This window comes from Xanthomonas sp. DAR33341, from assembly GCF_003992815.1.
Taxonomy (GTDB): domain Bacteria; phylum Pseudomonadota; class Gammaproteobacteria; order Xanthomonadales; family Xanthomonadaceae; genus Xanthomonas; species Xanthomonas cissicola.
Window position 1 is genome coordinate 43,431 of sequence record NZ_QEYV01000011.1, and the last position, 21,592, is coordinate 65,022.

Annotated in this window: 17 protein-coding genes; 3 read left to right on the forward strand and 14 right to left on the reverse strand. The window is 65.2% G+C overall.

Annotated elements, in window-relative coordinates; genetic code table 11:
- Positions 1-142: 142 nt before the first annotated feature.
- The 11 genes from EO156_RS01655 to EO156_RS01710 form a co-directional block, all read right to left on the reverse strand.
- On the reverse strand, positions 143-976 hold the full coding sequence (locus EO156_RS01655; RefSeq protein ID WP_003485441.1) for an anti-sigma factor: 834 nt from the start codon (positions 974-976) through the stop codon (positions 143-145).
- A complete protein-coding gene (locus tag EO156_RS01660; protein WP_003485439.1) occupies positions 973-1,536 on the reverse strand; it encodes a sigma-70 family RNA polymerase sigma factor in 564 nt (187 codons plus the stop codon). Before EO156_RS01660 ends, EO156_RS01655 begins: the two co-directional genes overlap by 4 nt.
- 58 nt (positions 1,537-1,594) lie before the next feature.
- A complete protein-coding gene (locus EO156_RS01665; RefSeq protein WP_016850269.1) occupies positions 1,595-1,963 on the reverse strand; it encodes a hypothetical protein in 369 nt (122 codons plus the stop codon).
- Positions 1,964-2,048: 85 nt separating this feature from the next.
- On the reverse strand, positions 2,049-2,837 hold the full coding sequence (locus tag EO156_RS01670) for a hypothetical protein (RefSeq protein ID WP_003485434.1): 789 nt from the start codon (positions 2,835-2,837) through the stop codon (positions 2,049-2,051).
- A gap of 649 nt (positions 2,838-3,486) precedes the next feature.
- Positions 3,487-3,915 (reverse strand): Rnf electron transport complex subunit RnfB, encoded by a 429-nt coding sequence (rnfB, locus tag EO156_RS01680; protein WP_016850270.1) that lies wholly within the window; start codon positions 3,913-3,915, stop codon positions 3,487-3,489.
- 25 nt (positions 3,916-3,940) lie between these two features.
- Positions 3,941-4,507: an HAD family hydrolase gene (locus tag EO156_RS01685; protein WP_126936730.1), complete on the reverse strand. Its 567-nt coding sequence runs from the start codon at positions 4,505-4,507 to the stop codon at positions 3,941-3,943.
- A gap of 371 nt (positions 4,508-4,878) precedes the next feature.
- Positions 4,879-6,963 carry a methionine--tRNA ligase gene (gene metG / locus EO156_RS01690; protein WP_016850271.1) on the reverse strand — a complete coding sequence of 695 codons (2,085 nt, stop codon included), beginning with the start codon at positions 6,961-6,963 and terminating at the stop codon, positions 4,879-4,881.
- Positions 6,964-7,207: 244 nt separating this feature from the next.
- Positions 7,208-7,657, reverse strand: a complete 450-nt coding sequence (locus EO156_RS01695; protein WP_003485424.1) for a DUF2147 domain-containing protein — start codon at positions 7,655-7,657, stop codon at positions 7,208-7,210.
- Positions 7,658-7,888: 231 nt separating this feature from the next.
- On the reverse strand, positions 7,889-11,485 hold the full coding sequence (locus EO156_RS01700) for an ABC transporter permease subunit (RefSeq protein WP_033482691.1): 3,597 nt from the start codon (positions 11,483-11,485) through the stop codon (positions 7,889-7,891).
- A gap of 12 nt (positions 11,486-11,497) precedes the next feature.
- A complete protein-coding gene (locus EO156_RS01705; RefSeq protein WP_016850273.1) occupies positions 11,498-12,391 on the reverse strand; it encodes an ABC transporter ATP-binding protein in 894 nt (297 codons plus the stop codon).
- A 139-nt stretch (positions 12,392-12,530) separates the two neighbouring features.
- The gene (locus EO156_RS01710; RefSeq protein ID WP_016850274.1) at positions 12,531-12,920 is read right to left on the reverse strand and encodes a VOC family protein; all 390 of its coding nucleotides are present in this window, start codon (positions 12,918-12,920) and stop codon (positions 12,531-12,533) included.
- A 352-nt stretch (positions 12,921-13,272) separates the two neighbouring features.
- On the opposite strand from EO156_RS01710, the gene mmuP reads away from it, so the two are divergent.
- Both mmuP and mmuM read left to right on the forward strand, forming a co-directional pair.
- Positions 13,273-14,670 carry an S-methylmethionine permease gene (gene mmuP, locus EO156_RS01715; protein ID WP_016850275.1) on the forward strand — a complete coding sequence of 466 codons (1,398 nt, stop codon included), beginning with the start codon at positions 13,273-13,275 and terminating at the stop codon, positions 14,668-14,670.
- Entirely contained in the window at positions 14,667-15,632 is a 966-nt protein-coding gene (gene mmuM, locus EO156_RS01720; RefSeq protein ID WP_005911685.1) for a homocysteine S-methyltransferase, read from the forward strand. Before mmuP ends, mmuM begins: the two co-directional genes overlap by 4 nt.
- A gap of 188 nt (positions 15,633-15,820) precedes the next feature.
- Here mmuM and EO156_RS01725 read toward each other — a convergent pair whose 3' ends face one another.
- The 3 genes from EO156_RS01725 to EO156_RS01735 all read right to left on the reverse strand — a co-directional run bounded on the left by EO156_RS01725 (position 15,821) and on the right by EO156_RS01735 (position 19,488).
- Positions 15,821-17,758 carry a DUF885 family protein gene (locus EO156_RS01725; RefSeq protein WP_016849948.1) on the reverse strand — a complete coding sequence of 646 codons (1,938 nt, stop codon included), beginning with the start codon at positions 17,756-17,758 and terminating at the stop codon, positions 15,821-15,823.
- Between the two features lie 274 nt (positions 17,759-18,032).
- Positions 18,033-18,809, reverse strand: coding sequence for a queuosine precursor transporter (locus EO156_RS01730; RefSeq protein WP_016849947.1), 777 nt, complete (start codon positions 18,807-18,809; stop codon positions 18,033-18,035).
- A 4-nt stretch (positions 18,810-18,813) separates the two neighbouring features.
- Positions 18,814-19,488, reverse strand: coding sequence for a DUF502 domain-containing protein (locus tag EO156_RS01735; protein ID WP_033479811.1), 675 nt, complete (start codon positions 19,486-19,488; stop codon positions 18,814-18,816).
- 421 nt (positions 19,489-19,909) lie between these two features.
- Between EO156_RS01735 and EO156_RS01740 the strand changes: the two genes are divergently transcribed.
- Positions 19,910-21,286, forward strand: a complete 1,377-nt coding sequence (locus EO156_RS01740; protein WP_016849945.1) for a hypothetical protein — start codon at positions 19,910-19,912, stop codon at positions 21,284-21,286.
- The last annotated feature ends 306 nt before the right edge of the window (positions 21,287-21,592 follow it).

Below are 21,592 nucleotides of genomic sequence, written 5' to 3' on the forward strand. Positions count from 1 at the left end.
CATGGGTGGGGTTCGCTTGGCGTCGCGAACGAATCGCGCAGCTGCGCACACATTGCCCGCGTCACAGAATACCGGCGCGGATGAGGCTGTCTTGGAGAGCCCCGCCTGCGAAGTGGCCGCAGGCGAGGTCAGGCGCGCTGGATCAGGGCGCCATCGCCAGCGTGCTGATGCCGCCCTTGGCCACCACGGTGCCGGTGGCAACGCCACCGGGTGCGCCGCCTGGCGGCTCCAGCGTGACGGCCAGAATGGCCTCGTTGCTCAACATGGGCATCAACTGATCGGGAATCTGCGCACGGCGTGCACGTTGATCGTCGAAGGTGCCCATCGAATGCGCCTTGCCATCGGGGGTGATCAGCCACAACTCCGGCACCTTGTCGGCGGTGGCGGTGCGGTCCAGCGGCGTCACCGTGATGGTGTGCTTGTCGGCGTCCATCAAGGCCACATAACCCGGGCGACCGTCTTCGGTGGCCAGGGTCGAGGTCATGGCGATCCCGGTCGCGGCAGGTGGATTGGTCGCAGGCGGGGTGACCGGGGTCTGCACCACTTCGCCAGTGTGCGGCGGCTGCACCGGTGGCGGCGGCGTACGCAGGTTGAGCAGGGCGAGCACGCAGACCGCTGCCGTGGCCAGGCCACCGACGCTGGCCCAGCGCCAGAACCGCACGCTGTTCCACAACGGCGCTGCAGGCGCGGTCGTGCTGACCGGCGCTGCAGACGGCACCGCGCGCAAGGGCGTATCGAAGCCCAGCGCCTGGCGCACGCGTACCCACACCTGGTCCGGCGGCGTCTGCGCCACGATTTCTTCCAGCAGCGGCGCCAGCAGTTCCTGCCACTGCAGCACTGCCTGGGCGAACTGGCCGTCGGTGGCGATGCGTTGTTCGGCCGCCAGGCGTTCTTCTGCGTTCAGCAGGCCAAGCACGTATTCGCCGGCAAGCACGTCGCGCGGCGGTTCCTGGTCGATGGGAAAGGGCGTACTCATCGTTCCAGACATGCCTTGAGTTTGGCCAGACCCCGACGGATCCAGCTCTTGACCGTGCCGATCGGCGTATCGGTGCGCGCGGCGAGTTCCTCGTAGGTGATGCCTTCGAAGAACGCCGTGCGAATCAACTCGCTGCGTGGCGGTTCCAGTTCGGCCAGGCAGTGATCGATGCGTCGGCGCGTGCTTGCGCGCTCGGTGCGATCCAGCGGCGAGGCATCGCTGGCACGTAGTTCGCCGGCATCGTCCAGCGCCACATTGCGGCGCTGCGGTGCGTTGGCGCGCAGGTGATCGATCGCCTTGTTGCGCGCGATCATCGCCAGCCAGGTGAGCCCGCGTGCGCGGCTCGGGTCGAACTGCCCGGCCTTGTGCCAGATCAGCGTGAACACGTCCTGCAGCACCTCTTCGGCTTCGGCACGTTGCGGGATCATCCGCAGGCACACGCCGAACAGCTTGGCGGAGGTCTGCCGATACAGCGCTTCGAAAGCATGCCGGTCGCCGCCCGCGGTTGCGGTCAGCAGGCGTCCGGTCTCATCGTCGTCGTGGCCAGGAATGGCACTCATGCGGTCGGGCGTTGGGTGAGGTGGGGGCGATGCTACCGGACTGGGCCGAGCGTGTCTTTCACTTACGCTGGAACCACAGCAGCACCGCGGCAAGCAACAACAGGATCTCCACGCCGGCAAGCGCAACCGTGGGTGCGGAGACCGGCCACAAGCGCGAGAGCGAGACGCTGCGGAACAGCACGATGGGGACGTAGAACGCCAGGGCGACCACCAAGCCGGTGCGGGCTTGGTGGATCCACGCGAAGTAGCCGAACAGGAACGCCATGCCCAACTGCAACCCGCCGTAGATGACCAGATACTCCGATTGCCCGGCCGGCGAGAGCTGGGTATAGCCCACTGCCGTTGCGGTCTTGGTCGGAGAGAGCGTGCACCACACCGCCAGGACGAAGTAGAGCACTGCATTGATCCAGAGATAGGCTTTTGCCACGACGGTGCTCCTGTACGGGGAATGGGTGCCCGGGCCGTTGTACGCAAGCGCGCGTGGTCGGACGTGAAGATGGCGCGGGCGTGGTTCACGAGGCGCTGCACGAGGTGGCCAGCGGCTGCTCGCGCGCCTGACGTACTTCCTCGGCACTGGCCGCGCGCGCGGGGGTGTCCGGAAAGACGATGCGCACGCGCGGATAGCGGCCGTTCGCATCGCGCAGATTGCCGACTCCGCGGAACTCGAGCAGCCGCTTGTCGGCGAGCGAATAACGCACCTCCAGCGATGGCACCGCCGCGCCGTACCAGGCATCCAGACTGATGCGGAAGCGCCGCTGGCCGGCGGCATCGCCCAGGCGTTCGACCCGGAAGCCCAACTGCCGCTGCAGGCTGGGCAAGACGAAGTCCACCTTTTGCGGCGCGCGTGCAATGGCGTCCCATTGGTCGCGCAAATAGGCGTCGAACCCGGCATCGATCACCCGCGCGCCGCCGCCAGGCGGCAGCGTGGTGCGGCGTTCGGGTTTGCCTGGGGCGAGCTGATACATTTCGCGTGCGCCATTGCGTTGGCGCACGCCTTCGCGATATCCGTCGCGTCCATCGATCAGGCTGAAATCAGGCGAGCTGCCGCCGCCATCGACCTGCTTGCGCGCGAACGCTCGCCCGTCCGGGCAGCGGTACAGCACCAGCCGCCCGCCATCGTCGAGCAACCAGTGCGACTCGCGATACCGCAACGCGCCGCTCTCGCCATCGAACGCATCGCCGTCCACCCGCGTCACCGCGGCTGCGCCGAGCGGCAGGCTGCCCAGCACCAGCAGCAACAACGGCGGAATCGGCCGGCAACGGAGGGTGAGCGCGGCGAGGGTGGCGGCAAGTGGACGCATCGGCAGATCCTCGATGGGAGTGCCTACCAATACGGGCGCGGCCGCAGCACGGATGCGCCGGCTGCGTCAGGACGTTCCTGACGGCGAGGTGGTTGTGGGCGCCTGGCGCGGCTGGCCTGGCAGTGGTTGGTGGTGGCGTTGATGGCGCTGACGGTGCTGGCGGCGGCACGGCGGTGTGCCGTCACGAGTGGTCCTGCCGCAATGCGCGAACGAGAGTGACAACAAGCGGTGCCACATCCCAGGGCGAGCGCGCATGGTGCAACGTTTCCAACGGTGGGCGCATGCGCGCAGCGCGATCACCTGGCCTGCTTGGGCTGCGGTGGCTCGCGAGAGATGGCTGCCAACGTTCCGCAGCATGGCGCATCGGCATGTCGGGGCGCACGTTTCGTGCGCATGCCGACACGGCGCGCAGCCAAGCGCGTTTGTAACCCGGATAGTCGGACCAATGCCAACCCGCTTGCGGCGGTGTCGATGCTCCTGGTGCTGGCTTTCCGACCTGGATGCGGCAGACCATTGATCGATAGGGGCATCGCCTGCATGTCGCGCCAGCTCGAATCTGCCTTGCGCAGCAGGTGACCATGCCGGAATGCACGCCAACCCATGACCACGCAGACATCGGCTGGACGCGGCATCGCGCCGAGCGCCGCGCTCAGGCGGTTGGATGCAACTCGATGCAATCCACCGGGCAGGCCGGCAGACACAGTTCGCAACCCGTGCACAACGGTGCGATCACCGTGTGCATGTGCTTGGCGCCGCCGACGATGGCATCCACGGGGCAGGCCTGGATGCACTTGGTGCAGCCGATGCAATCGGCTTCCACGATCCAGGCCACCTGCGGCAGTTTGTGTGCGCCGCGACTGCGATCGTAGGGACGTGGCGGCACGCCCAGCACCTGCGCCAAGGCGCGTGCCCCGGCATCGCCGCCGGGCGGGCAGTGATCGATCGTCGCCAGGCCATCTGCCATCGCCTGCGCATACGGACGACAGCCGTCATACCCGCATTGCCCGCATTGGGTCTGCGGCAGCAGGCGGTCGAGGCGTTCGACCAGATCGGGTGCAGGGGCAGGCATCGCGGTCATCTCAATGCAGCAGATTGCCGCGATATCAGCGTTGTTGCGCAAGCGCGAGCATCGGTTTGTCTTCGCGGCTGTCGCCATAGGCGTGCACGCAGTCGTACCGAGGCAGCTCGTATTGACTGCGAATCCGCGCAACCTTGTGCGGCCCGCAATCGCCGTCGGCATAGCGCCCGCTCAGCACGCCACCGGTGTGTTCGAGCCGGTTGCAGATCAGCGACAGCCCATGCTGCGTGCACCAGGGCTGCAGGTACAGATCCAGCGAGCCGGAGACAAGCACTACCTCATGCCCTTGCGCCTGATGCCAGTCGATGCGTTGCATCATTTCTGCGCGCAACACGCCTGGTAGTGCAGTGCGCGCGTAATCGGCGCCATGCATGGCCATCTCGTCCAGCGAGCGACCACTGAACACGATGCGCGTCACCCGCGTGCGCAGCGCGGCAGCGGACACCACGCCCAGCCGATAGCCCAGCACCCACGGGCCGACCTGCCACTTTGCTGCGGCCAGCTGCGCGGGCGTGGCCACCTTGCGCAGGAAGCGCGCATAGGTGTCGCAGGTGGTGACGGTGTGATCGAAGTCGAACAGGGCGAGGTGCATGGCGCGGGGATGGTGGATTGGAGTTGGTTGAAGCTGTGCCGGATGTCCCTTCTCCCACCGGGACATTGTCCTCCTTCATGGGGGAGAAAGTGCCCCGCAGGGGCGGATGAGGGTACGAGCGGAGCCACGTGCAGTGACAACGACACCAGAGCTTCGCCGCGTACCCTTACCCCAACCCCTCTCCCGCAGGAGAGGGGCTTGAAAGCGTGCTGTTCGCGCATCCCTCATTACTTCGTGTTTCCCACACGTTTTGTCAGCCTCTCAAGCTCAAATCGGTGTGTGGATGTCGGGTGCGCCGATTCTCAAGCTCGCAATCAGCAGACCTTGCAGACTCCGCTTTTACGATTCCTGATTCCCAACACCCAATCCCATCACCTGACCGGCATGCCCGGCTGTGCGCCGCTGTCGGCGTCCAGCAGCGCCAGGGCGCCGCCGTCGAAGCCAGCCGACAAGATCATGCCTTCGCTGATGCCAAAGCGCATCTTGCGCGGGGCCAGGTTGGCAATGAACACCACGCTGCGGCCGACCAGCGTTTCCGGTTCGCCATAGCTGGCGCGAATGCCGGAGAAGATCTGCCGCGTGCCCAGTTGGCCGGCGTCCAGTTCGAAGCGCAGCAACTTGTCCGAGCCTTCCACGAATTCGCACGCCAGCACCTTGCCGATGCGCAGGTCGAGCTTGGCGAAATCGTCCATGCCGATGAAGCCGGGAGTGGCGATGGGGGATTGGGGATTCGCCGCTGCAGCGGGCTTTGCGTCCGCCTTGGCCGGTGCAGGCTTGGAGGCGGTAGCCGGTGTTGCAGGTGCGGCGAGGGTGTCCTTGGAAGCGTCGGTCATGGCGTCGATCAGTTTGGGGTCGATACGGGTAAACAGGGCGGTGTAGGGCTGGATCGTGTGCGCCGTCAGCGGGCCGATCACGTCTTCCCAACTGGTCATCGGCGCCGACAGGAAGGCTTCGGCTTCGGCGCAGGTGCGCGGCAGGATCGGCTTGAGCGCGGCCACCAGGATGCGGAACAGGTTCAGGCCCTGCGTGCAGACCGACTGCAGCTGCGCATCGGCGCCATCCTGCTTGGCGATCACCCACGGCTTGGTGTCGTCGATGTATTTATTGGCCTCGTCGGCCAGCGCCATGGTCTGGCGGATCGCGCTGGCGGCATCGTTGCGTTCGTAGGCCTCGCGGATCGGTGCCAGGGCGGCGACGAAGCGGTCGTACTGGGCGGCATCGGGTAGGGCGTCGGCCAGTTTGCCATCGAAGCGCTTGCCGATGAAGCCGGCGCAACGGCTGGCCAGGTTGACGAACTTGCCGACCAGGTCCGCATTCACGCGTGCGATGAAATCGCCCAGGTTGAGGTCCAGGTCGTCCACGCCGCCGGAGGACTTGGCCGCGAAGTAGTAACGCAGCGCTTCCGGTTCCAGGCCGACATCCAGGAAGGTCCGCGCCATCACGAAGGTGCCGCGCGACTTGGACATCTTGGCGCCGTCCACGGTGAGGTAGCCGTTGACGTGCAGGCGGGTCGGCGCGCGGTGGCCGGTGCCGTGCAGCACGGCCGGCCAGAACAGGCCGTGGAAATTCACGATGTCCTTGCCGATGAAGTGATGCAGCTCGGTCTGGGCGCCGGCGACCAGATGCGCTTCGAAATTTTCGCCCATCTGCGCGCACAGCGTCTTGAAGCTGCACAGGTACCCGATCGGCGCATCCAGCCACACGTAGAAATACTTGCCCGGCTGGCCGGGAATCTGGAAGCCGAAATACGGCGCATCGCGCGAGATGTCCCAGGCGCGCAGGCCGCCTTCGGCGTCCAGCCATTCCTTGAGCTTGGCCTTGACCCCGGGAAGCGCCACATCGCCGGCAAGCCACTCGCGCAAAAATCCGTCGAAATGGCCCACTTCGAAGAAGAAATGCTCCGAATCGCGCAGTTCCGGGGTGGCGCCTGAAATCACCGACTTCGGTTCCTTCAGCTCGGTCGGCGCATAGGTGGCGCCGCACACTTCGCAGTTGTCGCCGTACTGGTCGGGGCTGCCGCAGTTGGGGCAGATGCCCTTGATGTAACGGTCCGGCAGGAACATGCCCTTGGCCGTATCGTAGAACTGCGCCACCGAGCGCCGGCTGATATGGCCGGCGGCCTCCAGCTTGGCATAGAAGGCTTCGGTGAGCTCGCGATTGACCGGCGAATTGGTCGAATCGTAGTGGTCGAAGGTCACGCCGAACGCCGCGAAATCGCGCTCGTGGCTGGCCTGGACGTTGGCGATGAAGGCTTCCGGGGTCACCCCGGCCTTCTCGGCAGCCAGCATGATCGGCGTGCCATGGGTGTCGTCGGCACAGACGAACCAGGTCTTGTCGCCGCGCAACCGGCGCGCGCGCACCCAGATATCGGCCTGGATGTAGCCGACCAAGTGGCCAAGATGCAGCGGGCCGTTGGCATACGGCAGGGCAGTGGTGACGAGTGCGGTGCGGGTCATGGCAGGCGTAATGCGGGGGACACGCGATTATCGCACTAGTCGGGAATGGGGAGTCGGGAATCGGGAATTGGTTGAAGCGGCCGGTTGCCGTGCGGCCGGTGCGTTTCGGTGCTTTGCCGGCGTCTGCATGCACGAAGTCTGCCAGCGTCACTGCGTCACTCGCGCACCGGCATCTCGGTCTGACAAACATAAAAAAGGCGCCCCGAAGGACGCCCGCTCTTACGAATCCCGACTCTCGAATCGGTTACTCGCGCACCCACGTCTGGGTCCGGCCCAGCGCTTCGATGCCGACGTAGCCGCGCATCTGCAGCTTCTTGCCGCCGTCGGTGAGGGTGATCTTCGACTTGTAGGTCTTGCCTTTGGCCGGGTCGAGTACCGAACCACCGCTCCACACCGCGGTGCCGTCGGGCTTGAGGCCCCACAAGATGGTCATGCCCTTGATCGGCTTGCCCTTGAGCGCGCCATCGCACTTGTCGCAGACCGGGTTGGGCCCTTTGGACGACTGCAGGATCTCGACCACCTTTCCGCTCAGCGTGCCATTGGCGGCCTGCTCGATCTGCACCACCGATTTGGGCTTGCCGGTTTCATCGTCGATGGTCGTCCAGCGGCCCACCGGCGAATCGGCCGCATGGGCCATCAGCGAAGCGGCCGCCAGCGGCAGGGCGAGCAACAGGGTCTTGAAGGTCTTGCGCATGGTTCCCCTCCCAGGGTTTGCTTGGGCCACCGTCGGCGGCCTGATCGCGAATGTATACCGTGGAGTATGGTTGCGGAAAGATGCGCTGCGGGATGCGTTCATGCGCGCGCTGCAGGCACCGGCGTGGCCCAGGGCGATGACTGACCTTGCGCTGATCGCGCGCCACAGCAGACGCGCGGGAGCAGCGCATGCCGTGCTCTGTCCTACGCATGCTGCTTCGGTGATCGCCGATCAGTTGGCCGCCAGGCTGATCCGCTTCCGATTGTCGTCCGGCACGCGGTCAATCAGCTTGTTGTCGGGGTCGAAGCCGGCTTCGATGGGCAGGGCGTCCACCGTCAGCGTGAAGCTGGGCGTGGCGCTGGTGACGTGCCGCCGCTGTAGCGCCAGCACCGGCGCAGGTGCGGTCTTGCCGGCGGGCTGGCCGTAGATCCCGACCTCGATCCAGTCGTCCATCGGCACTGCATGTTCCTTGCCGCGGCCATCGGCCTGCAACTTGGCTGCCTGCGCCTGCACGGTTACATCGAAGCGTCCATCCGGGCGCTTGCGGGCCTGCGCGCTCACCACACGGTTGTCGTAAAACGTGATCCTCTCGAACAGGTCGGTGATCATTGCTTGCTGATCGGGGCCTGCTTCGGCACGAATGGCCTGTAGCAGTTCGGCCGAGGTGGTATAGGGCGCTTGCTGAAACGCCTTGGCCTGCAGGAAACGCTGCAACGCGCGATTGAGCGCCTGTTCGCCGATCTCCTCACGCAGGCGATAGAACGCCAACGAACCTTTGCGGTAATGGATGTACTGCTGGTTCTCCACCCGGTACAACGGCAGTTCATCGAGCGTTTCGCCGCCGCGCCCTTCCAGGTAGCGGTCCAGTTCGTATTTAAGGAAGCGGCGCATGTGCGCGCGCCCGTATTCGCGCTCCATCACCATCAGCGCCGAGTACTGCGCCAGCGACTCGGACAACATCGTGGCGCCCTGCACATTCGCACCGATCACCTGATGCGCCCACCACTGATGCGCCACTTCATGCGCGGTGACGTAGAACACGTAGTCGATGTCGTCCTTGTCGCGCAGGTCGGCGATGAACCCGATCGATTCGGAGTAGGGGATAGTATTGGCAAACGACTGCGCAAACCCCGCATAGCCCGGGAACTCGATGATGCGCACCTGATGATGCTGGTATGGGGTGAAATTGGCTTCGTAATAGGTCAACGATTTCTGCACGCCTTCGATCATGCGTTGCACGTTGTACGGGTGCTTGGGGTCGTAATAAATCTCGATCGGAACGTTTTTGTAATAGCCCTTGCGCACCTGCCAGCGCGCCGACAGGTACGCATAGAAGTTGAGCATCGGGCGATCCATCACGTAGCGGAAGCAACGCCTGCCAGCCTGCCGGAATTCCTTCTGCAGATAGCCCGGTGCCAACGCAATCTGGTCCGGCGCGGTGCAGATGGTGCTGGCGAAGCTGAGCCAGTCGGCATCGTCGCTGACGTAGGTGTTGGCGCGTGCGGCCTGGTCTTCCAGTTTGGGCATGCGCGTCGGCTCGCCCAGACCACGCTTGCGGCGGTCGTTGCGGTCGGTGATCTCGGTCTGGGTGTTGTAGCCGAACCAGGGCAGTGCCCGACTATTGAAAAAGCTGCCATTGGCGACCAGATCGGTCTGTGCCTGCCCGGCGGTGATGCCATGCGGGTGCTGGTCCACGCGGAAGCGGAACACGCGCTCTTCGCCAGGTTGCAGCGGGCGCTGCAGGCGATAGATGCGGTAGCCGGCCGGGATGTCGTGGGTGATCAGCGTCTGCCCGCCCAGGTCCACGTTGACCAGGCTACGGTCGCCAGCGCGCCCCTGCATGCCGATGTGCACCTCGTTGATCGGAACGCTATGGGAATTACGCACGGTCCAGGTGGCATCGATCACGACCGACTGCGTTTCCGGGTGCAGATCGACATGATTGTCCACGGCAATGATGCGCGGCTGCGGCAGGTCCCTGTACTTGCGGTAATCGCGCTCGTAGCGTGCTTGCAGGTCCAACTGCCGCTCCGGCGACAGGAAACTGTTGTAGACGTTGGTGTTCCAGTACAGCCAGCCGCCGATCGTCGCAAAGCCAAGCAGGCTCACCGCCAATGCCGCGCCGGTGGGGCTGCGCAGGCGCTGCGATGCCAGGCGCAGCCGCTGGCTCAGTCCATGGCCGACGCCACGCGGCCAGAACGCCGAGGACAGCAGCAACAAGGCCAGCAGGAACACGCCCCAATAGCCCTGGAACCACAGCTGCCCGGGCAAGAAGTGGCCGAAGCCGTTCATGTCCGAATACGGGGCGTTGGGCCAGCTTCCGAAGTTGTACAGGTTCTGCGTGTAGTCCAGCATCGACAACGCCGATTGCCCGATCAACACCAGCATCAGCATCGCATAGCCGACGAACTTGTTGTTGCTCAAGACCTGCAGCACCAGGGCCATACCGCCCATCAGCACATACAGCACCGAGCCAAGCGCCAGCGTCTTGAGATACAGCAGCGGCTCGATGGTGGTGTAGCCACGGCCAAGTTGCAGCGCGATCGAGGTCAACGCCCCGGCGAGCTGGAAGCTGGCGATCACGGCCAGCAAGGCGACGAACTTGCCGAGCAGGGGAACCCAGTCCGGCACCGGCATGGCATCGGTGATGCCGTCGGTGTGGTTGCTGCGTTCTTTCCACACCAGTTCGCCGGCATAGAACAGCGCCACGATGATCAGCAGAAAGCTGTAGCTGTTCTGCAGCGCTTGGAGCATCAATGAGGTGACCGGCAGCACGGCGGTGCCGTACATGCGTGCATTGAACAATGCGGTGGGGATGAAGTTGGCCAGGCCCAGCATCAGCAGCACCACGAACGGTGCGCTACGCAGCACGCCGAGCGTATCGAAACGGATCTGGCGCAGCAGTTGCCGGATGGCGGTGCTGGCCGAGAAGGCGGGCGTCACGCTGAGACGGGTGGTGTTGACGCGCACGCTGGCTGCCTGCGCGCTGGAGGATGCGGCAGGCGCCACGCCGCGACGACGACGCGTGCCGCTGCGTTCGGTGCGGAACAGTGCAAAGGTCGCGGCGAACAACACACCGCTCATGCCCAGCCACAGGGCGCGATTGGCGAGCAGGTAACCCGTCAATGGGGGAAGTTGCAGGTTGCGTTGTTCCGCCGACCAGTAGCGCAGCGTTTGCGATAGTGCGCGGATGCCGAGTGGATCGGACAGGGTCGCAACCCAAACGTTGTCCAGGTCCGATAGCAGCGCCCGGCTCACGCCATACAGCACGAAAAACACGATGACGCCGATGTAGACCCACAGGATGCTACGCGTGGTCACCGCAAGCACCGACAGCAGCGCGGTGGTGAACAGCAGGTTGGGCAGCACCAGCACCAGCAGCGACCACAGGTACGGCAGCAGCGCGACCGGCCCGAGCCGCGCCTGGTCGATCCATGGCATGAACTGCGCCACAAACATGCCCAGCGCGATCACCAGATACATCACCGTGCCGGCAATCAACGCTGCAGCGATGCGGCCTGCCAGGTAATCGCGGCGGCGCACGGGTGTGGAAAATACCAGCTCTGCGGTGCCCAACTCGAAATCGCGCAGCAAGGCATTGCTGACAAACAGCGCAGCCACCAATAGGCCGAGCAAGCTAAAAATCGCCAGCACGCTGGCAATCACGGTTGGCGCATTGCGCAGTACATTGCCGATGCCGCCACCGATCTGCACGGCATCGCTGGACAGCGCGGCGAAGGCCAGTAACGCATACAGCGCGGCCAACAACCACAAAAACGGCGAGCGCAGTTGTTCGCGCAGCTCGAAGCGCAGGAACGCCAGGATCATGGCCGTGCTCCGTCAGGCAGCCAACGCCTGCTTACGCAGGCGCTGGAAATAGACATCCTCAAGATCGGGAGCGACTTGTTCGAAACCCGGTTCCGGGCAGTCCGCACTGAACACGTGGATCACCGGATGGCCGGCGATCAGGCGCGTGGACAACACGGTGAAGCGCGCTTCGTAGTCGGGCAGGGTGCTCTTGCTGACCTGCTTGCGCCAGACCTGCTGGCTGAGCATGTCGATGGCATCGGCCGGCCGCCCGGTCAGCAATACCTGTCCCTTGTTCATGATGGCTATCGTCGGGCACAGGTCGGTGACGTCTTCGACGATGTGGGTGGACAGGATCACCACCACGTTCTCGCCGATTTCGGCCAGCAGATTGAGGAAACGGTTGCGTTCCTCCGGATCCAGCCCGGCGGTCGGCTCGTCGACGATGACCAGCTGCGGGTTGCCCAGCAGCGCCTGCGCAATGCCGAAACGCTGGCGCATACCGCCGGAATAGGTGCCGAGCTTGCGCTTGCGCGCGTCCCAGAGATTGACCTGCTGCAGCAGGCGTTCCACCACTTCCTTGCGCTGTGCCCGGTTGGTGAGCCCCTTGAGCACGGCGAAATGATCGAGCATGTCGAGCGCGTTCACCTTCGGATATACGCCGAAATCCTGCGGCAGATAGCCCAGCCGGCGTCGCAACAGGTCCTTGTCCTTGAGCACGTCGATGCTGCTGCCGTCGGCAGCGGTCAGCGTCACGCTGCCCGAGTCCGGCTCCTGCAAGGTGGCGAGCGTGCGCATCAACGAGGACTTGCCGGCACCGTTGGGGCCAAGCAATCCGAACATGCCGCGGGGAATGTCGAGCGAGACGCCTTGCAGCGCATGCACGCCATTGGCGTAGGTCTTGGACAACGCGCGGATCTGCAACATGGACGGTTCCTTTGCCCTGGGTACTGACGATCTTCACGGCGTCGCTGCATTGCCGCATGCGCCGGAAGTCATGCCATGTTGACGCGCAGATGCAGTGGATGTGACCGTGCCGCACAACCGGCTGCGAGGCCTGCCGGTTCTAAGCGACCTCGTACAACTCCAGCGGCAACTCATCCGGGTCGGCGAAGAAGGTGAAGCGGCGGCCGGTGTATTCGTCGATGCGGATGTCCTCGGTGGCCACGCCGTGCGCGTTGAGATGCGCAACCGCGCTGTCCAGATCTGCGACGCGAAACGCCAGGTGGCGCAGCCCTTGCGCTTCCGGGCGGCTGGGGCGTGCCGGGGCAGCGGGGAACGAGAACAACTCGATCTGTCCGCCATCGGGCAGCGCCAGATCCAGCTTCCACGAATCGCGCGCCTCGCGGTAGTGCTCGTCGAGCACGCGCAGGCCCAGGATCTGGCAATAGAACTGTTTGGAACGCGCGTAGTCGCTGGCGATGATCGCCACATGGTGGATTCCGGCGAGCATCATGCGGCGCTCCAACGCAGTGCTTCAGGCGATGCGATCACTCTCGACGTGTTCGACCATGCGCAGCGCGTAGGCGCACTGGCAATCGAACGCGCAGCAAGCTCGGCATCGCTTGCGCGGGACGCGCCGTTTGGATTGGGCCTGCGCGTAGGCAGGGCCGCGGTGGCGAGGCGGCGCGCGGATGTGTGCAAAGCCGTAAGGCGGTGATGGGGCATGGGAAGGGGGCGAGCAGAAACCGATCAGCAGCATACCCGCGCGCCAGTGAGCGGTAGGTCCTGCATCACAACTCGACTGCGCGCGGCTGTGCCCGTCTGCGTGCACGTGGCAGGATGGAGTCCCCCGACCATTCGCCCCCATGCCCGAGCCGTCGTCCGCCACCGCACCGCAGTTCCAGCGCAGCATGCAGGTGCGCCATCTGGTGATGCTGTCGCTGGGCGGGGTGATCGGCACCGGCCTGTTCTTCAACACCGGGTACATCATTGCCAGCACCGGCGCGCTGGGCACGGTACTGGCGTATCTGATCGGCGCCCTGGTGGTGTACCTGGTGATGCAATGCCTGGGCGAGCTGGCGGTGGCGATGCCGCAAACCGGTGCGTTTCATGTGTATGCCGCGCGCTACCTCGGCCCGGCGACCGGCTATGTGGTGGCGTGGTTGTATTGGTTGACCTGGACGGTGGCATTGGGTTCGAGCCTGACGGCCGCAGCGTTCTGCATGCAGTACTGGTTTCCGCACAGCCTGGCGTGGCCGTGGTGTCTGCTGTTCTGCGCGCTGATCTTCGGCCTGAATACAGTTTCGGCGCGCTGGTTTGCCGAAGGCGAGTTCTGGTTTTCGTTGATCAAGGTGATCACCATCCTGGTGTTCATCGTGCTTGGCGGCGCGGCGGTGATCGGTCTGTTGCCACTGGCCGACGGTTCGCCCGCACCCGGGCTGCGCCATCTGCGCGCCAACGGCTGGTTCGCGCACGGTACGCTCCCGATCTTGATGACGATGGTGGCGGTGAATTTCGCATTTTCCGGCACCGAGTTGATCGGCGTGGCGGCCGGCGAAACCGCACAGCCTGCACGCGCGATTCCGCTGGCAATCCGCACAACGCTGGTGCGGCTGGTGGTGCTGTTCGTCGGCACGGTGCTGGTGCTGGCGGCGCTGCTGCCTGCCAGACGAGCGGCCGTGGAAACCAGCCCGTTCGTGCGCGCCTTCGAGCTGTTGGGCATTCCATATGCAGCCGATATCTTGAATGCGGTGATCCTCACCGCGATCCTGTCGGCGGCCAATTCCGGGCTGTATGCGGCCGCGCGCATGCTGTGGTCGTTGGCCAATGAAGGCACGTTGCCGAGCGGCCTGGCGCGCTTGACCGGCCGCGGCATCCCGTTGCGTGCCGTGTCGCTGAGCATGCTGGGCGGCTTGCTGGCGCTGCTCACCGGCGTGTATGCGCCCGAAACGGTGTTCGTTGCGATCTCGGCAGTCTCGGGCTTCGCCGTCGTGGTGGTGTGGCTGAGCATTTGCGCCGCGCATTACCGCTTCCGTCGCCAATGGCTGCGCGATGGCGCTGCGCTGGAAACGCTGGCGTATCGCGCGCCGTGGTACCCGTGGACCCCAATTCTGGGCTTTTCGCTGTGTCTGCTCGCCTGCATCGGGTTGGCATTCGATCCGCAGCAGCGCATTGCGTTGTGGTGCGGTATTCCGTTCGTCGCGCTGTGCTATGGCGCCTACGCACTTACCCAATGGCTTGCGGCCCGGAGACTGCACGCATGACGATTCTTCCGCGCCAGCCGCGCGCCAATGCGCCTTTCAGCCAGGCCCTGCAACACGATGGGTATGTGGTGCTGGATGGCGCGCTGGCCACCGAGCTGGAGCAGCGCGGCTGCGATCTCAACGATGCGCTGTGGTCGGCGCGCGTGCTGATGGAGCAGCCGGAGCTGATCTATCAGGTGCATCGCGATTACTTCGCTGCCGGTGCGCAATGCGCGATCACCGCCAGTTATCAGGCCACGCCGCTGGGATTTGCCGCACGTGGACTGGATGTTGCGCAAGCGCAGGCGTTGATCGCTCGCAGCGTAGCGCTGGCGATGCAGGCGCGTGCCGATCATCTGACGCTGCACCCGCATGCCGCGCCTTTGTGGGTGGCAGGCTCGGTGGGACCGTATGGCGCGTATCTGGCCGATGGCTCGGAATATCGTGGCGACTACGTGCTGCCGATCGAGCAGTTGATGGACTTTCATCGTCCGCGCATCGCGGCGCTGGCTGAGGCTGGCGTGGATCTGCTGGCCTGCGAGACGCTGCCATCGGCCAGCGAAATCGTGGCCCTGCGGCAGTTGCTGCGACACGAATTTCCGCAGCTGCATGCCTGGTTTTCCTTCACCTTGCGCGATGCGGCGCATCTGAGCGACGGCACGCCGCTGGCGCAGGTGGTGCCGGCGCTGGATGCCTGCGCGCAGGTGATCGCGGTGGGCATCAACTGCATTGCGCTGGATCAGGCGACGGCTGCATTGCACAGCCTGTCGGCGCTGACCGCGCTGCCGCTGGTGGTATACCCGAACTCGGGCGAGCACTACGACGCCAGCGACAAGCGCTGGCATGCCGGTCGCGGGGCTGCGCTGACGCTGGCCGACCAGCATGCGCACTGGCTGGCGGCTGGCGCGCGCTTGATCGGTGGCTGCTGCCGCACCGCACCGCGCGATATCGCCGCGCTGGCGGCCGCGCGTGCGGCGGAGTGACCCGGCTGACGAACGCGCGCTCATCCCGCATGTCACACCCGGCCGGCATCGTTGGGATTGCCACCGCAGCATGCAAAGGGCGAGCCGAAGCCGGGCTTTGCCAAGCACTCCAAGCCTCAACCTGCGCCAATCCCAAGGCCAACCCGCAGTGACGGGTCAGCAGCGTCCAATCATCGCAACGGCGCGCGTCAGCCCTTCTGCGTGGCGATCCAGCGCTGGATCTTGTCCTGCAAGATATCCAGCGGTACCGAGCCGTCCTTGAGCACTTCGGTGTGGAAGGCGCGGACATCGAAGCGCGGACCCAGCTCGCGCTGCGCCTGCTCGCGCAACTGCGCAATCTTCATCTCGCCCACCTTGTAGGCCAGTGCCTGGCCGGGAATGGCCATGTAGCGGTCTACCTCGGCTTCGGCATCGGCGCGGCTCATGGCGGAGTTGTCCACCATGTAGTCGATGGCCTGGGTACGCGTCCAGCCCTTGCTGTGCAGGCCGGTATCGGTGACCAGGCGAATCGAGCGCCACAACGCGTTCTGCAGATAGCCGTAGTAGTTGTACGGGTCGTCATACAGCCCTAGCTCGCGGCCGAGCGATTCGGCATACAGACCCCAGCCTTCGATGTAGGCCGTTTCGCCGCCCAGGCGGCGGAACTTGGGCAGGTCGGTCAACTGCTGCTGCAAGCCCAGCTGGTAGTGGTGGCCGGGCACCGCTTCGTGCAGGTACAGGCTTTCGGCCTCCCAGGTCTTGCGCGCCGGCAGGTCCGAGGTGTTGACGTAGAAGATGCCCGGCGTGCTGCCGTTGCCGCTGGGGCGCATGTACGAGCCGCTGGCCGCCGATTGCGCACGCTGCGGTTCCACCGCACGCACTTCCAGCGCCGGCATGCCCTGGGTGTTGAACAGCCGCGGCGCCGCCAGCTGCACGCGGCCCTGCAGGCTGCGATACGTGCTCAGCAACTCGGCGTCGCTGCGGAAGCCGAAGCGCCGGTCGGTCTGCATGAACTTGTAGAACTTGGGCAGGTTGCCGCGGAATTTGACCTGCTTGGCCAAGGTCTGGATGTCGCCCTGCAGGCGAGCGACCTCATCCAGGCCGATCTGATGCACCTGCTCCGGGGTCAGGTCCGTGGTGGTGCTCTGGCGCACATCATAGGCGTACCACGCCGCGCCGTTCGGCAATGCCGCCAGCCCATCGCTGTCGCGGCAGGCGGGCAGGTATTCGGTGGCGATGAAGCCACGCAAGGCGCGGTAGGCCGGCATGATGCGCACTTCGATCATGCGCTTGTACTCGGCGGTGATGCGCTGCTTGTCGGCCTCGGGCATGTCGGCGGGCAGGTTGCGCACCGGACCCCAGAACAGGCTGTCTTCGGCATTGCGCGCGATGATCGCATCCAGTTGCGGCAACACCTTCTGCATCAGCACCTTGGGCTGCACCACGCCGGCCTGCATGCCCGCACGCATGTTGGCGATGGCCTGCTCGAACAGGTCGGGAATGCCGAGCGCTCGCCGCGACCAGTTGTCGTAATCCTTGACCGTCTTGAACGGCTGCGCGCCGGTACCCGAGCCCAGCACCACCGCGATGCTGGCGATGTTGTAGAACTGGTTGATCGGCAGCATCCAGCTGGGGAACTGCTCGGCGGCCAGCGCGCTGCGCGCATCGCGTACGAAGATCTGGTAACTGAGCAGATCCTGTCCGCTCAGCCCATCGGGCCCCAGCGCCTCGGCCTTGCCCAGCCACAGCACGGTGAAATCGTGCGACTGCTGGCGGAACGCCGGCGACAGGAAGTTCGGCAACTGGTCGTTGTAGCGGCTCTCGCCCTGGAAGGTGGCCTGCAGCGGGTTGAGCTTGAGCGAGGCGTCCCAGTACTGGTCGTACAGCAGGTTGAGCTGTTGCGCCTTGGTCAGCACCACCGGCGCGGCAACCGCGCGTGGCCTCACCTTGGCGGCCTTGCTGCCCTTGCCCTTGGTGCTTTTGGCTGCCGGCTTGGCGGTCTTCTTGCCTTTGCTCGCCTTCGCGCGCGTTTGCGTGGTCTGTGCCTTGGCGGTCTTCTTCTTGGCCGCATCGGCCGGCGCCGCCAGCGACAGGCTCACGAGGGCGGCCATGGCCAGGGACAGCAGGCGGGAAAAGCTGAGGGGCATTACCGGCTCCGGAAACAAGCGAGCGGGGAGCTTGCCCGATCCGCACGGTTACGGCCACCCATTGGCGGCCTACCGCCTATCGGCAATTCATGCGGCGCATGGGCGCGGTGCTGCGCTCGCGCGATGTGGTGCGCTGCGACATAGCCAGCAAGGCGGCGTGCAAGTCACAGTTCGGTGGGCTGGCTCGCAGCGCCGCGATGCGGACCACTGTTGGCAAGGTGTTGCCGCCGCACCCCATTGCGGCGCGACGACCCTGGCTGGGAGACAGCCCGGCTCAGTCGGCAGCGGCTTCTTCGCGCAGCTGCTCGGCACGCTCGGCGCCCAGGTACGCAGTAATGCCGCGGCGTGCCAGATACAGCAGCGGGATCAGCAAGACCGCAAAGCCCATCTTGTAGATGTAGTTGAGCGTGCTCACTGCCAGGAACTGGTCGATCGACCAATGCTGCGGGCCGAGCACGAAGGCGATATAGATCACCACGAAGCTGTCCACCACCTGCGAGACCGCAGTGGAGCCGGTGGCGCGCAGCCACACGTGTTTTTCGCCAGTGACGCGGCGGATGCGGTGAAACACCGAGACATCGATCAACTGGCTGAACAGGAATGCCACCAGCGAGCCGCCGATGGTCCACAGCCCTTGCCCGAACACTGCCGCAAATGCCGCCTGGTAATCGGGCACGCCCTGGTTTTGCGCCGCAGTGACCCACCAGCCGGCCGGCGCCAGCGCGATGGCCGCGAATGCGAACACGAAGCCGTAGCCGATCAGCACCACCGCCACCCACGAGATGAAACGCACCCCGCGGCTGCCGAAGAACTCGTTGATGGTGTCGGTCATGATGAACACGATCGGCCACAGCAAGGTGCCGGCGGTGAAGCTGAGCGAGCCGCGCTGGCCGAACAGATTCCAGTTCAGTGGCGCAATGCCGAGCGTGTCTTCCAGCGCGAAGATCTTGACGCCAATGAACTCGGCCAGCGCCGCGTTGACGCAGAAGAAGGCCGCCAGTGCAATGAACAGGCGGACCGCACGATCGTCGAGGGTGCGCACATGGTTCATGGTGTCAGCGATCCGCAGTTCGGGTGAAGGGAACCGATTCGGGCGCCACGGCGCCACCGGAAATGATGAAGCTCATCGCCTGATCCACGCTCCAGTCGGTAGGCGTGAGCAGCTCCACCGGCACGATTTCCAGGTAGCCGGAGGTGGGGTTGGGCGTGGTGGGCACGTAGACTGCGGCCAGCTCGCGGCCGGTGCCCTGTTCCTTGATCACGCGGGTGACCAGGCCCACCGATTTCATGTCGCGATGCGGGAAATCGATCAACACCACGCGCTGGGTGCTGCCGGGCTGGGTCTGCAAAATGTCCAGCAGCTTGCGCGCGCTGTCGTAGACCACGCTGGCCAGCGGAATGCGCCGCATGATGGCCTCGAACCAGCGCAGCAAGCGCTGGCCGATCACGCGCCGGCTCAGGATCCCGACGAACAGGATGACCGCTACCGTGGCGATCAGGGCGATGGTGTTCTGCACCCACAGCGCCTTGAACCAGCCCAGATAATCGGGGAACGAGGCGGCGATGCGTTCGGACAACGGCACCACCCACGGGCTGCTGATGCCCGAAAGCAGCGAGAAAACGAACTTCACCACCACCCAGGTCAACCAGACCGGTAGCAAGGTGAGCAACCCGGTCAGAAAGATCCGTTGCAGGGAAGGGCGGACGTGCGGAGTAGGGGATTCGGACATCGGCATAGTGTAGGCATTCGGCCACGCTCGGTGGAGCTGGGGCCGGGGTTTGGCAGCAGGCATTCGCGATTGGCAAAAGTGTTTCGCGTGCCTCAAGCCTGCGCAATCCCGTTATTCCGGTACCTATATCGACACAGGCGTGGCGGTACCCGCAGCCGAGCGGCAGCGGGCGACCCGTGCAGCCCTTCTTCCATTGGGAAAGCATGGCGCGCAGAGGCGGTGGGGGCGAGGTCTGGCGCGCCCGGATTCTTTCAACGACTTAATGAGACCGTCGCCCATTGCCAGCGCGTGGTGTGGTTGCCCAGTGTCACGCAGGTCGCCAAACACACGGCTGCCGATGGTGCGCAGCCCAAAAGAACGCAATGCGTCTGTGCCCGTCGCGGGCCTGTGCCGATGGCACTAAGATGCGCAGCTCCCAGGGATGGATCGTTCGCACGTGCTCGCCAAATTTCTCAAAGCCGCCTTGCTCGGTGTCTGCATCCTGATCGCAGCAGCGCTGACGCTCTATGCGATCTCCATGTATTGGCCGATTCCCGAATCGCAGCGTCAGGCGTTGGCGCAGCTGCGCCAGCCGCTTCCACCGTTGCGCGGGAGCAACATGTTCGGGGCGCTGTGGTCGCTGTCGTACGCGATTCCGGAGGCGCAGCGCGAGGCAGTGCTGGCCCAGGACGTGGAGCGATTCAATCGGCTGCCGGAGCATGCGGCATTCCAAAGCGCCGCTGCAGGCTATCGGCGCCTGCCGGGTTGGCCGTCCGGCGCGCCTGCGCTTTGCATGGCCAGCGCTGGCGGATGCTTGCAGCGCGTGCGCGAACGACCGCAGGCCTATGCCGCTGCGCTGGCCGCACAGGCACCGATGCTGGCCCGGATGCGGGCGTTGGCGCAACACGCCGACTACCGCAGCCCGTTCCGTGCACGTGTCGATACGCCGCTTCCCGAACTGCCGCGCATGCCCTTGTCGATGACGACCAGTGCCTTGGAGTTTGTCCAGGGGCGTAGCACCCAGGCCTTGTCCGGGGTCTGCACCGATGCGCAGGTTGCCCGTGTCCTGATGCGCAGTAGCGACAATCTGGCGATCACGATGATTGGCGCGGCGATGCTGCGTGGCAATGCGCACCTGTTTGCCGACATGCTGGCCGAATTGCCGGCGCAGTATCCCTTGCCCGCGCAATGCGCCGCTGCATTTGCGCCGCTGCCGGTGGATGAGATCGCGCTGTGTCACGCGTTGCACGGTGAATCGCGGATGGTGTTTTCGATGCTGCAGGAGGATACGTTGACGCAAGGCGGCCAATCGTCCTGGCAAGACCGGTTCCCGCTACGGTTGCTGGACGACGAACGCACCCAGGCCTTGCTGGCGCCCACCTTTACCTGGGCCTGCAGCGCGCCGGTGCGGACCTTGCTGGCGCAGGATCGGCCGGTTCCGCAGACGCTGATCCCGTTGCCGCAGACCGCATCGGTGGCCTGCATCGCCAATGCAACCGGGTGTTTGCTGGCAAGCGTGTCGCATCCGGACTACGCCAACTATCAGCGCAAGATGCAGGACACCGCCGCTGCATTGCGCGCGCTGTCTGCGCTGCAGTGGTTGCGCGATCATCCTGCGCAGACAATGCCGCTGACGCAGCGGATCGCCGCGCTACCGCCTGCGTTGCGTGGACAGGTGCGCCCGCTAGGCGCCGGAAACGACGGCAAGAGCCTGACGCTTCGGCAGTACGCACGACCGGAGGGCGGGGCAGGCAATGATCGCTGGCCCGTGCCAGGCAGTGCGATCGCGGCCACACAGGCAGCCTCATCGGCTCGATAAACAAGCCGCCTTCTGCACTGCCAGGCACAGGTCGCAAGACTGGTGCAGGCGGTCTACGCTTGCATGCGCACTGCTTGTATCGGCAGCAGCTGCCTGACGACCACCGGCGGACAGCCGTCAACGCCGGGCGAGCAGTCGCCAGGTGAGCTTGGAGGCGCGCATGCATCACCGTGCGTGGCAACGCCGATGCGAACCATCGGCCATGCCTGCCTGGCATCTGCGCAGGGGTGGGTTGGCTGCCTGAAGCGGCCGGAGGTCAGGACGACTCAAGGACGTGAATGCACTGCGCGCGTCGCTGTCTCCCGC

What these genes read in the sequence shown, in the direction of transcription:
- EO156_RS01725 (WP_016849948.1), bottom strand. Translation starts at nt 17,758, where the DNA reads ATGCCCCTCAGCTTTTCCCGCCTGCTGTCCCTGGCCATGGCCGCCCTC.
- metG (WP_016850271.1), bottom strand. Translation starts at nt 6,963, where the DNA reads ATGACCCGCACCGCACTCGTCACCACTGCCCTGCCGTATGCCAACGGC.
- EO156_RS01710 (WP_016850274.1), bottom strand. Translation starts at nt 12,920, where the DNA reads ATGATGCTCGCCGGAATCCACCATGTGGCGATCATCGCCAGCGACTAC.
- EO156_RS01705 (WP_016850273.1), bottom strand. Translation starts at nt 12,391, where the DNA reads ATGTTGCAGATCCGCGCGTTGTCCAAGACCTACGCCAATGGCGTGCAT.
- EO156_RS01655 (WP_003485441.1), bottom strand. Translation starts at nt 976, where the DNA reads ATGAGTACGCCCTTTCCCATCGACCAGGAACCGCCGCGCGACGTGCTT.
- mmuM (WP_005911685.1), top strand. Translation starts at nt 14,667, where the DNA reads ATGACGATTCTTCCGCGCCAGCCGCGCGCCAATGCGCCTTTCAGCCAG.
- EO156_RS01670 (WP_003485434.1), bottom strand. Translation starts at nt 2,837, where the DNA reads ATGCGTCCACTTGCCGCCACCCTCGCCGCGCTCACCCTCCGTTGCCGG.
- EO156_RS01695 (WP_003485424.1), bottom strand. Translation starts at nt 7,657, where the DNA reads ATGCGCAAGACCTTCAAGACCCTGTTGCTCGCCCTGCCGCTGGCGGCC.
- EO156_RS01685 (WP_126936730.1), bottom strand. Translation starts at nt 4,507, where the DNA reads ATGCACCTCGCCCTGTTCGACTTCGATCACACCGTCACCACCTGCGAC.
- EO156_RS01735 (WP_033479811.1), bottom strand. Translation starts at nt 19,488, where the DNA reads ATGTCCGAATCCCCTACTCCGCACGTCCGCCCTTCCCTGCAACGGATC.
- rnfB (WP_016850270.1), bottom strand. Translation starts at nt 3,915, where the DNA reads ATGACCGCGATGCCTGCCCCTGCACCCGATCTGGTCGAACGCCTCGAC.
- EO156_RS01700 (WP_033482691.1), bottom strand. Translation starts at nt 11,485, where the DNA reads ATGATCCTGGCGTTCCTGCGCTTCGAGCTGCGCGAACAACTGCGCTCG.
- EO156_RS01660 (WP_003485439.1), bottom strand. Translation starts at nt 1,536, where the DNA reads ATGAGTGCCATTCCTGGCCACGACGACGATGAGACCGGACGCCTGCTG.
- EO156_RS01740 (WP_016849945.1), top strand. Translation starts at nt 19,910, where the DNA reads ATGGATCGTTCGCACGTGCTCGCCAAATTTCTCAAAGCCGCCTTGCTC.
- EO156_RS01730 (WP_016849947.1), bottom strand. Translation starts at nt 18,809, where the DNA reads ATGAACCATGTGCGCACCCTCGACGATCGTGCGGTCCGCCTGTTCATT.
- mmuP (WP_016850275.1), top strand. Translation starts at nt 13,273, where the DNA reads ATGCCCGAGCCGTCGTCCGCCACCGCACCGCAGTTCCAGCGCAGCATG.